Below are 14236 nucleotides of genomic sequence, written 5' to 3'. Positions count from 1 at the left end.
GAGCTACGTCAACGTTCGACGATTTAGCACCGCTCGCTCCCCATGGATGCATATCGGGGGAGAGAGGTTCGCGAAAATCGCTGACGTAACTCTGTGGTTAGATTCAGGTGGCAGATTCAGCACCGGGACGCTGTGGCCAAGACGGCCGTTCCCAGAGCGAAATCAAACTTGACTCACGAATCGGCTCATCTCACTCCGATCAGGTCTCTCTTCCAGTAAACGCCGTGCTGCGGCGCAGACACGGGGTGAGAGAGCACGCTCGATCGGAGTTGTTTCGCTAAGGGCTTTTCCCAAAATTTGCCGAATCGAAGAGGACCTTCAGATGCCACGCAAACCCCTGATCGGGATCAATGCTGACTTCCGTGCCGCTGCTCGGACGACCCCTGCGTTCGCCTATATCGGCGAAGGCTACTATCAGAACATCATCAAGGCAGGTGGAGTTCCGGTAATCGTCCCACCGCAGGTTGACGAGGAGTCCGCTCACCGCGTGCTCGATGCGGTGGACGGGTTCATGTTCATCGGTGGTGCCGATTTGGACCCCCGCAACGACGGCTTCATGCTGCACCCGAGCGTCCGCCCGCTCAATCCCGGTCGGGAAGCGAGTGACCGCATGTTGATGGCAGAGATTGCTGAACGTCGGATGCCGGTTTTCGGGATCGGCGTGGGCCATCAATTGCTTAACGTACAACAGGGCGGCAATCTGTTCTTGCATCTCAAGGAAGACCTACCCTCGGCAGTGCCGCACCTTGACTTGCAAGACACGAACCATCGCCACACGCTCGATGTCGTCGGCGATTCGCTGATCGGCCGCGTTTATGGTGACGGCGAGATCCGCGTGACCAGTCGCCATCACATGGCAATCGATGAAGTCGCCCCGGGCTTCCGCGTGACTGCCCGCTGCCCCGATGGCGTGATCGAAGCCATCGAGAGCGAGATGATCGACTGGTTCGCGATCGGCACCCAGTTCCACCCGGAATCCGACGCCGCTTCGGCTCTCGACATCCGCATTTTCGAAGAATTCGTTGACGCCGTGCGTGACTCCAGCGAGCGGTCCAGCGAGACGGCCGATACGGACAATTTTCACCTCGTCGCTTAAGACCAAACCGGGGCTCCTGCAAAGCCCCCCGACAGATGCTAGGGAGAGAACGTTCGCGATCAAAAAATAACAATCCACTCATCGGATCGGCGGTGTTGAAATCCAGTCGCAAGCTGGAATTTTGACGAGCTGAATACCCGGGCCGCGTCGACGGATCGACGCACGGGCCAGGCGCACGGAAGCTAGCTGCCGGACACGTTCGGCGGTGGTACTTCAGCAACCACAGATCGAGGCGGCCCAGGGAGGGGGCGTCCGAGTAGGCGTCGGGATCGACGTCGAGAATTTTGTTTTTTATCGCAAACGCATTAAGTCATGGTCGACAGCGAAACCGGGGCGTCTTCCCGTCAAGACGCCCCGGTTTTTTATGCGCTGATTCATGCCGGACAGGTCTAGTCTTCAGACCACGATCTCGGTATGATCTCCCCTCCGCTTGTGCGAGCATCTCATGCTCCATCACTCACCCCAGAAACCCTGTTTTTTCAATATGTATGCCATCTTTGTTGACGGTGGACGCCAATACCGCGTTGAGCCTGGAATGGAAATCGATGTCGATTTCCGCGAAACGCCCGAAGGCGAAAACCTGCAATTCGGCACTGTTTTGGCCGTCGGCGGCGACGAAGGCCTGAAGCTAGGCACGCCCACTCTTGAAGGCGTCAGCGTCACCGCTTCGGTCCTCGGCAAGTCCATGGACAAGAAAATCTACGTGCAAAAATTCCGTCGTCGGAAGCACAGCAAAAGACGAACCGGGCACCGCCAGCCGAATACCCGAGTGCGTATCGAAGAGATCGCAGGCGTCTAGCCATGCGTGGGCTTCGCGATGCCACGCCTCTATCTTGCCGATTTTAAGCTAGGCTCCGTGCTCGGGGTCGGTACGGTCGGCACCATCTTTGACGGTCATGTGCGAACGGACACCGAGGTGTCCCCGTCCGCCACGGGACTCGCAGGCCAAGATCTCGCGATCAAAATCCTGCACCCGAACGTCAGTAGCGACGAGCTGATTCAGGCTCGCTTCCGCCGGGAAATGCTGATTCTCGAACGGCTCGAACATCCCAATATCATTGGGTACTTCGGAGGCGGCAGCGAGGACAATCAGCTTTTCTACGTGATGCAGCGAGTCGATGGCGGGACGATTAAAGATCTTATCGTCCAGTCCGGCAGTTTGTCCTGGCCAGCAGTCGTCGATGTCGCCCGCCAGGTTTGCTCTGCTCTGCAGTGCGCCCACAATCACGGGGTCATTCACCGTGACCTCAAACCGGGCAACCTGTTCCTGACACGCGATGCCGAGGTCAAACTCGGAGACTTTGGCATCGCACGTGACCAGCACTCAGCAGACCTGACGCACCAGGGACTCACCGTCGGCACCCACGCCTACATGGCGCCGGAACAAATCACCGGCGATGAAGTGATCTCGGGGAAGATCGATCTGTATGCGCTCGGTTGCTGCATGTTTGAGATGCTCAGCGGCCAAAAGGTTTTTCTCGGAGAGAACTTCGCGCAGTTGTTCGAGCAGCACCTGCGGACACCGCCGCGACGGATCTCCTCGCTCGTTCCTGATGTGCCCCGGGAACTGGACGAGATCATCAACCGATGCCTGGAGAAACGGCCGGAGGATCGTCCCTTCAACGCCCGTGCGATCCAAGGTGTGATGCTGACGATCGGTGAGAAATACGGACTGAGCCAGCCCCCTGTGGCGAGCTCCCCCCATGCAGTCGCCGCAAAAGATCGCGAGGAACTGGCCCCCGAACCCCACGATGTCGCAGCTGAGAGCGTCACGGGTATCGGCAGAGAGCAGCTCGCCGAACAAATTCGCATTCGTCAGCAGGGAGACATCAACCCCACAGTCCCAGCTTGGAAACTCGCGCTGGTCGCTGGGCTGCTCATCCTCGTGCTCGGTATCGCCGCCTTGCTAGCCCAACGCTAGGGAAGCGGAATGGCGTGGATCGTAAAGGGGACTTCATCCCTGCGAACGGACGTGGGCGATTCGTAGATCAACTTGGCGGCTGCCGGCGGAGGCCCTGCGCCGAGGTCGAAGAGATAGCCGATCCCGACTCCGGACTCGGTTTGCCGATAGACTTCGTATCCGAGGTGCTCCTTTCGACTGCCGTCGGGCATGCGCACGAAGACTTCATTCTCAAAGATCCATTGCCGATGACTCTCGAGCGCCCGGCCGGCGCCGAAGAGCTCCACGCCGACCCGGACTTCACGCAGCGGCGAGGAATCACGCGTCTCTTCGATCGAGACCGTCATTGCATCGTGAGTCTGTGACGCGGCGACTTCATTAAGTGCTAGCTCAAAGGTCTTTCGCTGGCCCGGTATCAGAGCCGTGATCTGACCAGAGATCTGAGTGATTTCTTGGGCGTCGACTCCTGGGGCTACCCCAGCGCCTGGTCGCGGGCCGAAATGGCGTGACGGCAGTTGCATCGGCAGATAGAACTGGCTCTCGGCGATCTCACCCGATGTGGAGATATCAATGCTTTCTCCCGTGGTCTGAGGCCGCAATGTGTCGCCGTTGTCGAGCTTACCGGTCAGTTCGGATACCGGCACGCTCAATCCGATCGGTGTGCGATTGGGCTGCCACGAGATCGACATCGTCAGGTTGAGTCCACTCTGGGCGGGATTCCCCAAAACCCGCCGCGCCGTGACGATCGTCGGCTCGAGACGATAGATGCCCGCGTATGCGGCCGAATCGACGCGAGAAACCCGTTCGGGTTGGCGCCGCACGAGAGCCAACTGCCCACGGTCACCCGCATAAAAGTTGATGTCCAGCTCCGATTGATCGAGCACGAGATCGAGTGCTTGCCAGAACCCCTGAGGGGCCGCAGGCGGACGGATGACTCGGCTGCGATCGATCTCAGGGCCCGCTGATTCGAGATCAAACTCCACACCACTGGCGATCTCGATGGCATCGAGGGCGTCTCCGAGCGTCCGGGCGTCTTGCAGTGCCACGCTCGTGGTGTCTGCTTCAACGTGAATCTTGGCCTGCTGCCACTGCTGTTCGATTCGCTCCAACCGCTCGCGGGCGTCGAGCGAGAGATAATCTCGACTGACAGGGACGTACTCCCCCGCTTCCGGACCGGCGGCGATCAGCCGCTGTTCTGCCTCACGGCGTACCTGCGCCGTCGACGCGTCCAGCTCAGCTACCCAGATCGGAACCTCCTGCGCGAGATTCACGTCGGGAGCTGTCAGGGGACTGTCACTGGCAGACGATTGCGTGCTCTCATCGGCGTGGATGGGATGGACCAACAACGGTGCCCAAACCGCCGCAACGAGACAACAGAATAAGCGGGCGCGAACGGGAAGGGGGAGAGAGTTCGTCATATCGGTAGCTAACACTCTTTTAACGGCACCAATGGGCTGGCGGGCAATCCCGGCACTCTAGAGTTCGATCCCTGATTCACCGTCCCATCGCACAAAGCCTTCGATCGCGGCATATTCCGCGAGGCCGAGGGTATCATAGCGTCGGGCGGTTTCAGCGTTGCGGGCTTCGGCGCGTTGCCAAAACTCGCGGGCGTCGCTGCCGGGGAACAGCGCCCGATCTTTTTGGGATTGATGCTTGAAAATAGCCATGCGTTTTCGTTGCACTTCCTCAGGACTGAGCGGGACGGCCATCTCGATCTGATGAGGTGCCCATTCCTGCCACGCACCGCGGTAAAACCAAACCGCTGTCGACTCGTACCAAGGATCGTCTTGGCAACGAAGGCAGGACTGCAGGATGACCGACAGGCACGTGCGGTGAGTACCGTGCGGGTCCGATAGATCTCCGGCGGCGTAGATCTGATGCGGTTGAATCTTTCGCAATAGGTCGATCGTGATGTCGAGGTCAGCCTCGGTGATCGGTGATTTCTTGACCCGTCCGGTCTGATAAAACGGCAGATCGAGGAAATGCAGATGGTCGTCGGCGACACCGCAGCACCGAGCACCTTCGCGAGCTTCGCTCCGCCGGATCAGGCCCTTGATATCCTGGACCTGTTCACTGTCGATTTGGCCCGCCTTCTTATTTCGCAAAAACGCATCGACATGCTCGGCGAGTTCGTCGAGCCCGTTCGCCGACAAACCGAACTGCCGACAGAAATCCTCCACAAATTCGGCGTACCGCAACGCGTCTTCATCAAAGACCGCGATGTTGCCCGACGTTTGGTAGGCCACGTGCACCTCATGTCCTTGATCGACCAAGCGGATCAATGTGCCGCCCATCGAAATCACATCGTCGTCGGGGTGGGGTGAGAACAGGACGATCCGTTTGGGGAAAATGTCGTCTCGATTGCCGGGACGGTCGCCCACCTGTTTCGCGTGAGCCGGTTTGCCGCCGGGCCATCCCGAAATGGTGGAATGCAGGTGCCGGAAAACTCGCAAGTTGATGTCGTAGGCGCTCCCGTGAGCGGCGAGCAGGTCTTGCAGTCCTTGTTCATTGTAGTCCGCATCGGTCAGCTTCAGGATGGCTTTACCCGTCGCTTCGGAGAGATCGATCACCGCTCGGTGGATGGTTTTATCGTCCCACGTGACCTCGCCGAGCAACCACGGGCTTTGCACCCGCGTCAGGTTAGAGGCTGCCGCAGCGTCGAGAATCAACAACGCCGCCGGGTGATTCTGCAGGAAGGTGGACGGAACGCTCGCTCCGGCGAACCCTTCAACGGTCCGTTTGACAATGCCAGCTTTGCCTTCGCCGTAGGCGAGCAGAAGGATGCGTTTGGCTTCAAGAATGGTGCCGACGCCCATCGTCAGAGCGTGCCGAGGCACATTCTCGGAACCAAAAAAATCACTCGCGGCATCGGTGCGGGTGATCTGGTCGAGTGTGATCATCCGGGTCCGGCAGCCACGATCCGAGCCCGGCTCGTTCAAACCAATGTGCCCGGCACGGTTGATCCCGAGCAGCTGTAGATCGATGCCGCCGAGATTCTGGATTGCCCGTTCGATCTCGTGGCAATGAGCCGCAACCTCATCACGAGGCAGCGAACCGTCGAGCAAGTGGATCTGGGATGAGGGAATATCGACATGGTCGAGCAAGTGCTCGTGCATGAACCTGGCGATACTCTGCAGCTCCATCGGCTGCATAGGATAATATTCATCGAGATTGAAGGCGAACACATTGGCAAAGGACAGGGATTCCTCCCGGTGCATGCGCACGAGTTCTTGATAAACACTGACCGGTGAGGAGCCCGCGACGAGCCCGAGGACACAGGGGCGGCTCTGCTCGCGGCAGTGACGAATCAGCGTCGCAATTTCCTTCGCAGCCGCGATGCTGGCGTCCGACGCGCGGTCATAAATTCGGCACGAGATTCGTTCGTTCGGGTTGGAAATCATGTCAGTCTGAATGAGTCGCGATATGGATGGAGGCATCGGCAGCGGCCTGTCGAGCAACGAGCGCCGCACCAAGGATTCCGGCATCGTTGCCCAGAGACGCGAAATCCACAATGAGGTTCTGGCCGACCTGTTCCAATGTTGTATCGCGCACGGTCTTGCGGATGTGTTCGATAAACCGGATTCCCGTCACACTGTCCGGGCCGCCAAAGGTCATCGCCCCGCCGAGCAAAACGACTGCTGGGTCGACGACCTGCGCCAACATACCGATCGCCGCGCCCACGAAGTGAGCCGTTTCGTCAATCACTCCCAGGCAAATCGCGTCGCCATCGGCGGCGTGCGCAGCGATCTCACGCGGCGTTACGCTGTCCGCTGCCAGTCCCTGAGGTATTTCAGCGTCCGCTGTGGACTCGAAAGCTGAACGCAGTCTCGCAACCACACCTCCCGAACCCGCATACGCTTCCAGATGACCGCGACTGCCACAGGTGCATGGCAAGGCCTGATCGTCAAAGCGAACGGCGATATGTCCCAGCTCGCCTGCGCAGCCATGGTCACCGCCGTGCGGGTACCCCCCCACAACGAGGCCACAACCAATCCCCGTACCGAGAGTCACCAACGCTAACGAATGGGGGCCTAAACCTCGCCGAGCATGCTCGGCCAGCGCAGCCGCATTGGCATCGTTGACCACCATTGCTGGCACGCCCGCTGCCTCAGAGAGCAGCTCTAACAACGGCTGATCCAACCATCCAGGTAGGTTCACGACTTCCCGCAACGCCATTGCTGTGGTGTCGAGCACGCCCGGGACCGCCAAGCCGACGCCGGCCAGTTCGTCGCTGCCTCCCCGCAACCGCAATTGCTCGCCGGCAAACTGCATCGCACATGCGAATACCGCCTCGGGAGTACCCAGTGGCCGGGTGGGCGTGGAGGTTTGAGCGAGGATCTGCCCCGCATCGTCGACCAATCCCAACTTGACATTCGTGCCACCCACATCGATACCGAGATGCAATCGCGCTGTAGCGTTGGACGTGGGGGGGTGACGGTGTGTCACGGAATGTTGGATCATCGAACAAAAAGCACGCTGTGGGGAGGAAATCAGAACGCACCTACTGTAACTAAAACCTCCCGTCTTGGACATGTTTTCAATTCCTCCTTGGAAAATGCCGCCCGCACGCCAATCCATTGGCATCCCCCCCGGGGAAAAGTCCCAGCTCGATCCAAACTGTTCGCGCCGGCGACCTATTTCAGATCAGTCACGTCCACGTACCGGTAGCCTCCGCCACCACGGCGAATGAGTTTTTTGAGAAACGTGTCCGGTGGAGCTGCGCCGGTACCGAACTGTATCGCGTGGATGGTCGTGCCCGCGTTCTGAGCTTTGCGGGCAATGTCATCCAACTGGGTTGGTGACATGGTTTGGATCTTGGCATCGGTCAGAAAGAAAATGACATCGGGGGCGAGACGCAGAGCCATCCGCAATGCAGGTTCATGTTCGGTACCGCCCACGGCAACCGTGCGGCGCACGTAGTCGCACGCCCGTTCAATCGTCGCCGGTTCGCCTGTGACCAACCCCGCGGCGTCCCCGTCGCTTCCGAACGAGTCGGGTGCGTCGTTATAAAAAATGATCTGAAACTGTTGACGCTCGGTGAGCGATTCGAGGCTGCGAATCAGCTCGGTCTTCGCCGCCCGCAGAGGTGCCGAACCGGCCGCACGCATGCTTTCACTGCGGTCAAACACATACACGAACGTGCTGCCACTGCCGGAGACCCCGAATACCTGAGTGGTCGTCTGCCCAGCCCCTTGCCCGGTGCGTGCCATACCGGGGACCAACTCGTTCTGGCCCAGCTGATTAGGGGAGCGTCCATCTGACAATTGAATACGGCCCTGAACGAGCGAATCGGAACTGACGGCCCCTGTCCCCGCCTCCGATTCGCCTTGCCGACCACGTGAATTTCCTGCACCACTTATCTCGGCCAAAACTGCCGATAGATCAATCGGCGGTTCAACCCCGATCGTCTGGTCCGAGGCGCTGCTATCAGATTCTCGCTGCGATGCCGATGCGGCCTCGCTGGTGGAAACTGTGGCTGCCGCAGGCGAGCTTTGCGGGGCAGGCTCGGTGACATAACGAGTGTGATCGGGCATCCGGTGGGCAATCGCCATACCCACACTTCGCACCGTGGGCGATGCCGGCGTCCCCTTGTTGAGCTGTGTGCTAGCCAGCCACAGTAGACCGATGATCACACCTGTATGGATCACCAGCGATGCGGTCATCGCCGGCCAGCGCGATCGCGGGGGCGATTCATAAACCAACGCTGAACGCCGGAGACGTTGCGATCGCTGCGAGGATGGGGGCATTCGACGAAACGTCACACGGGGCAATGGATTGACAATGAAAGCGATCGAGAAAGATCACTCATGCCGCGATTATACCCGTTACAATGAGATGGCATCCTACTTTTCCTTACTGCAAAACTGAAATACGACCACGCGCACTTCAACGCTGGACAACTCTCACATGGACAATGCTCAGATAGACCGGGCCCGGACGGATTGGGCCCGCCGCACCTTCCTCTCCAATTCCTTCGCTGGCATTGGTACATTTGCACTGGCGTCGTTACTCGGAAGGTCGTCCCAGGCCATGCCGGCCCCCTCGGCGAGCGAATCCACCGGCGAGCACCCGTGGCCGTCGCTGCCGGGCTTGCCTCACTTCGCCCCCAAAGCAAAGCGGATTGTCCACCTCTGCATGGCCGGTGGCCCCTCGCATGTAGAATCGCTCGATCCCAAGCCTGAACTCGATCGACTCGATGGCAAGGCCTTCCCTGAATCGTTCACTGCCGGGCAGCAACTCGCGCAGTTGCAGGGGGCGAAGCTGATCGCGCGGAAGTCGTTTACGAAGTTTCGTCGGTGGGGAGAATCGGGCCTCGAGATGTCCGAACTGTTCCCACACACCGGAGCCCATGCCGATGACCTGTGTCTGATCCGCAGCATGACGACAGAGCAGATCAATCACGACACGGCCCATGCCTTCATGAATACGGGCTCCATCATTAAAGGCAGACCCTGCATGGGATCCTGGTGGCTCTACGGCCTCGGGGCTGAAACGGAGAACCTGCCCGGTTACGTTGTCATGACTTCGTCGGGCCCCGGAGCACAGCCCGTCTCGGCGAGGCAGTGGAGTGCGGGTGTTTTGCCGAGCAAGTATCAAGGCGTCGCCTTTCAATCCTCAGGAGCCCCGGTGCACTACATTGGTAATCCAAGTGGTGTCTGTCAATCAACACAACGCCAGGTGATCGACGAAGTCCAGCGACTCAATGGGATGCTCGCTCGAGACGTCATCGATCCAGAGATCGACACGCGCATCGCTCAATATGAAATGGCGTTCAAGATGCAAGCAGCTGTCCCGGAGTTGGCCGATATGGGCACGGAGTCGAAAGAGACTCTGGAAAACTACGGGGTGAAGCGTCCGGGCGATGGCACCTATGCGTCGAACTGCTTGCTGGCTCGGCGCCTTCTCGAGCGCGGCGTTCGCTTCGTCCAACTCTACCATCGGGGCTGGGACCATCACAGCAATCTCGTGTCGGGGTTCACGCAATCAGCCAACGACACCGACCGGCCAACGGCAGCGCTGCTGCAAGATCTTAAAGAGCGAGGATTGCTCGAAGACACGCTCGTTCTTTGGGGCGGCGAGTTCGGACGCACGCCGATGGCGCAAGGCTCGGGTCGTGACCACCACATCAATGCGTTCAGCGTTTGGATGGCAGGTGGCGGAGTCCAAGGCGGCATGACTTATGGATCGAGCGATGAACTCGGCTACGGCGTGGCCGAAAATGAAGTTCCCGTACGCGATCTGCACGCCACGATGCTGCATCTATTTGGCGTCGACCACGAGCGACTGACAGCACGCTTTCAGGGGCTCGATCTCAAACTCACTGGCGTCGAACCCTCACGAGTCGTCAAAGAAATTATCGCGTAACGCACACCGCATGACGGCACGTCCAGCAAGACGTTGCTGTGACGGCCTGTTGATGTGGCAGGGTTCTCGGCTGATCTCGCCAACTACTCTCGCCTGCCCACCACTCCCGCCTCCATCCCTCTCTTTCTATTCCCATGCAACGTCTTCACTGCTTGTCCATGCTGATCTGGATGCTCTCCGGCTCATACCTTCTGATGGCCGATGAACCGGCCCCGCAACCGAGTTCCGAGCAACCCACCTCGGACGCCCAGTCAGCAGAGCTTCCTGAGCAGGTCACATTCAACGCTCACATTCGACCGATCATGTCGAATACATGCTTTGTCTGTCACGGTCCCGATGTCGAGAATAACCCGAGCGAATTTCGGATCGATTCTTTTGCGTCGGCGACCGCTCCGTTGCCATCGGACGACGAAATGCATGGAATCGTGCCCGGAGACCTCGAGAATTCAGAGGTCTATCAACGGATCATGGGAACCGGTTACGGCGAGCAGATGCCTCCACACGAGTTTCGCCACCAGCTTAGCGAATACGAAACATCCCTGATTGGAAAATGGATCGAGCAAGGCGCCGAGTACGAACGACACTGGGCCTACGCGGCCGTTTCGGCACCCCCAGTCCCCTCCACGACAACACACGCAGGCCAGGCCTTCAACGAAATCGATGCGTTCATCCAATCTCGCTTAGAACGCCAGGGAATCGAGCCTTCAGCGACCGCAGACAAAGCCACTTTGCTACGTCGACTCAGTCTCGATTTGACCGGACTGCCTCCCACGCCAACGGAAGTCGAGGCTTTTCGAGCCGACACCTCGGAAGATGCTTACGAAACTCAAGTCGAACGGTTGCTGGCGTCGCCGCACTTTGGTGAAAGGATGGCATCCTCGTGGCTCGACATCGTTCGCTTTGCCGATACAGTCGGCTTCCATGGCGATCAGAACATGCGAGACTTTGCCTACCGCGACTACGTCATCAAGGCCTTCAACGAGAACAAGCCTTTTGATGAATTCACGCGTCAACAAATCGCTGGCGATTTGAAACCCAACCCCACGACCGAAGACCTCGTCGCAACGGGGTTGCTCCGCCTAAACATGGTGACGCGCGAGGGCGGTGCCCAGCCCGGCGAGTACCTCGCCAAATACAAGGCCGACCGGGTGCGAATGATCGGAACGGCTTGGCTCGGGTCCACGATGGCCTGCTGCGAATGTCATGACCACAAGTTTGATCCATTCTCAGCCAAAGACTTCTATTCCATGGGGGCATTCTTTGATGACATCCGCCAATGGGGCGTCTACACGAGCTATGCCTACACGCCCAACGAGGATCTCAAGGGATTCAACAACAACTACCCCTTCCCGCCCGAGATGCGGATCTCGTCACCCTCGCTGCGCGATGAGATCAATGCTCTGAGCCGGGAACGTGACGCCGAAATTTTGAAACAACTTGGCGCCGAAGCGATTGATTTAAACGAAATGGTTGCTTGGAAAACCGCTACCTCCGAAGTGCTGGACAATTACAGCGACGGCTGGGTCCCGCTGTCGGTAAAGCATGTCGAGACCTCAGCGGGAACTCAACACCGCAACCTCGACGACGGTAGTGTGCTGTTGACAGGAAAACCGACTCGAGGAGAAACCGTCGAGATCTCGGGCAAGCCGGAGCACCCCACCGTGATCAACTCCATTCGTTTGCAGGTCTTGCCCGACGAGCGGAACGGCGGCAACGTCGGCCGCAATGATGATGGCCGGTTCGAACTCGAATTCTCCGCCAGCGTGATTCGATCGGAATCCGACGAACCGAAGATGCGGCCCAACCGACCTCGCTATGTGCGGATCGAACTGCCAGGCAAACAGATTCTGTCGCTCGCTGAGGTTGAAATTTTCTCGTCCGCTGACAGCGATGATGGGAATCCAATCAACATCGCGCCCCGCGGCAAGGCGACTCAGTCGTCCCGCTACAAAACTGCTGATGCGAACCTCGCGATTGATGGAAATACGGAGGGCAACTATTACAAAGCCAATTCCGTGACGCACACGGCGCTCGATGAGTCCAACCCCTGGTGGGAGATTGACTTGGGCAGTGAACAGTCTGTCGACTCTATCGTCGTATGGAACCGCACCGATCAAAGCTACGCGAGCCGCCTGAAGGGTTTTCGCCTGATCCTTCTCGACAAAGACCGTCATGTGCTGCAGCGAGAAACCCCTGGGCTGCCGAAGCCATCGACCGAGGTTGCTATTGCAGACGAGGTGCTCGAAGAACCCGAGATTTCGCTGCCGATCGCTTGGGGCGAAGCGGATCGGCGGGATCCGCTGCGGTACAGCGGCGGGGCGCCACCGCGAACACTCGGCGAGGTCTGGCGGAGCGGTCCCACTCGCTGGCAACTGCCGGCAAATGAGCAGCAACTCGTCCATACCGCCGTCTACCACCTCGACCAACCGTTGCAATTGGACTCCGACCAACAGCTCGTCGTGCGACTCAAAAGTGGCAGCGTCGGACGGGTGCGTTTATCCGTCACGCCACTGGGCAGCGCCATTGCGGGCTGGCCCGCTGCATCGCCCTCGCTGACCACGGCGTGGAATAAACCGGCGGCCAAACGCGACCAACGGGATCACGCCGCACACGCCGGTGCCTTCTATCTTTCCACGACCCCCGCGGCCAAGCAGAGCAACCGTGTCACGCATTTCCGTAACGCGATCCTGGACCGGCACTCCGGAATGGCAATCACGCTGGTGACTCAGCCCGTGCCCGCCGACCAGATTCCGATTAGCCGTGTTCGACCTCGCGGAGATTGGCAGGATGACTCCGGTGCATTGGCTCCGCCAGCGGTCCCCCATTTCTTGCCTCCGCCCGATGTCGACAGCGACCGTCGATTGAACCGCACAGACCTGGCCAACTGGCTCACGTCGGACGACAATCCGCTCGTACCACGACATCTCGCCAACCGAACCTGGAAACATTTTTTGGGGACCGGCCTCTCGGCGAAACTCGACGACCTCGGTAACCAGGGCGAATGGCCGAGTCATCCGCTCCTGCTCGACTGGCTGGCCAGCGAACTGGTGCGCAGCGGTTGGGACGTAAAACATCTCATCCGGCTGATCGTGTTGAGCCACACCTACCAACAAGCTGTCACTGATCGAACAGAACTTGCCGAAGTGGACCCGTACAATCGCTTGTTGGCCCAAGCCTCACCGCGTCGCTTGGAAGCCGAAACGATCCGCGACAATGCGTTGGCGATCGCGGGACTGCTCAACACGGACTACATCGGCGGCCCGAGTATCTACCCCTATCAGCCCGCGGGACACTACAGCAACCTGCAGTTCCCTAATCGGCGGTACACAGCCTCCGACGATTCCCGCCAGTACCGTCGGGGCGTCTACATGCACTGGCAGAGAACGTTCTTGCACCCCATGTTGGTCAATTTTGACGCTCCCTCACGGGACGAATGCACGGCCGACCGCTCGCTATCGAATAGCCCGCAGCAAGCGCTCACGTTGCTCAACGATCCCACCTTTGTCGAAGCCTCTCATGCCATGGCAACGTCGTTGTTGACCGAGCACGGCGAAGAGTCCTTCTCAGAGATACTCGGTGCCGCCTTCACGCGAGCCTTGGCCCGCGACGCCCGAAGCGAGGAACTGCAGGCGTTGCAGGCACTCTACCAACGCCAATTGCAGTACTTTGCTGACCACCCCGATGACACCACCGAATTCCTGGCGGTGGGCAACACAGAGAGCAGCTATACCGCTCCCGCTAAACTGGCCGCCTGGTCGCAGGTCTGCCGAGTGATTTTGAACCTGCATGAAACCATCACGCGGTACTGAGTCGTCACGGTTGCTTAGCAACACACGATGAATAAGTGTCGGTTTCATCGACTTTGGACTCGTCGC

At 59.2% G+C, this 14236-nt stretch carries 9 protein-coding genes; 5 read left to right on the top strand and 4 right to left on the bottom strand.

Annotation, left to right across the window (positions count from 1 at the left end):
• Positions 1-322: 322 nt before the first annotated feature.
• The 3 genes from CA85_RS09140 (at position 323) to CA85_RS09130 (ending at position 3017) form a co-directional block, all read left to right on the top strand.
• Positions 323-1096, top strand: coding sequence for a gamma-glutamyl-gamma-aminobutyrate hydrolase family protein (locus CA85_RS09140; RefSeq protein WP_146391047.1), 774 nt, complete (start codon positions 323-325; stop codon positions 1094-1096).
• A 484-nt stretch (positions 1097-1580) separates the two neighbouring features.
• The gene (rplU, locus tag CA85_RS09135) at positions 1581-1895 is read left to right on the top strand and encodes a 50S ribosomal protein L21 (RefSeq protein ID WP_146391425.1); all 315 of its coding nucleotides are present in this window, start codon (positions 1581-1583) and stop codon (positions 1893-1895) included.
• An 18-nt stretch (positions 1896-1913) separates the two neighbouring features.
• On the top strand, positions 1914-3017 hold the full coding sequence (locus CA85_RS09130) for a serine/threonine protein kinase (RefSeq protein WP_146391046.1): 1104 nt from the start codon (positions 1914-1916) through the stop codon (positions 3015-3017).
• On the opposite strand, the gene CA85_RS09125 is transcribed toward CA85_RS09130, so the two are convergent.
• The 4 genes from CA85_RS09125 to CA85_RS09110 form a co-directional block, all read right to left on the bottom strand.
• Positions 3014-4414: a hypothetical protein gene (locus tag CA85_RS09125; protein WP_186774833.1), complete on the bottom strand. Its 1401-nt coding sequence runs from the start codon at positions 4412-4414 to the stop codon at positions 3014-3016. The genes CA85_RS09130 and CA85_RS09125 overlap by 4 nt on opposite strands.
• A gap of 57 nt (positions 4415-4471) precedes the next feature.
• Positions 4472-6397, bottom strand: coding sequence for a glucosamine-6-phosphate deaminase (locus CA85_RS09120; RefSeq protein ID WP_186774832.1), 1926 nt, complete (start codon positions 6395-6397; stop codon positions 4472-4474).
• A gap of 1 nt (position 6398) precedes the next feature.
• Positions 6399-7442: an ROK family protein gene (locus tag CA85_RS09115; RefSeq protein WP_246112635.1), complete on the bottom strand. Its 1044-nt coding sequence runs from the start codon at positions 7440-7442 to the stop codon at positions 6399-6401.
• A gap of 188 nt (positions 7443-7630) precedes the next feature.
• Positions 7631-8659 (bottom strand): vWA domain-containing protein, encoded by a 1029-nt coding sequence (locus tag CA85_RS09110; protein ID WP_146391043.1) that lies wholly within the window; start codon positions 8657-8659, stop codon positions 7631-7633.
• A gap of 244 nt (positions 8660-8903) precedes the next feature.
• Here CA85_RS09110 and CA85_RS09105 point away from each other — a divergent pair, with 244 nt between their 5' ends.
• Complete coding sequence (locus CA85_RS09105; RefSeq protein ID WP_146391042.1) at positions 8904-10361, top strand: DUF1501 domain-containing protein; 1458 nt, start codon at positions 8904-8906, stop codon at positions 10359-10361.
• 170 nt (positions 10362-10531) lie between these two features.
• A complete protein-coding gene (locus tag CA85_RS09100) occupies positions 10532-14170 on the top strand; it encodes a DUF1553 domain-containing protein (protein WP_246112634.1) in 3639 nt (1212 codons plus the stop codon).
• Positions 14171-14236 lie beyond the last annotated feature (66 nt).

The organism is Allorhodopirellula solitaria (assembly GCF_007859855.1).
GTDB lineage: Bacteria > Planctomycetota > Planctomycetia > Pirellulales > Pirellulaceae > Rhodopirellula > Rhodopirellula solitaria.
The sequence above is the reverse complement of the archived record's forward strand: the minus strand, read 5'-3'. Positions and strand labels throughout refer to the sequence as shown.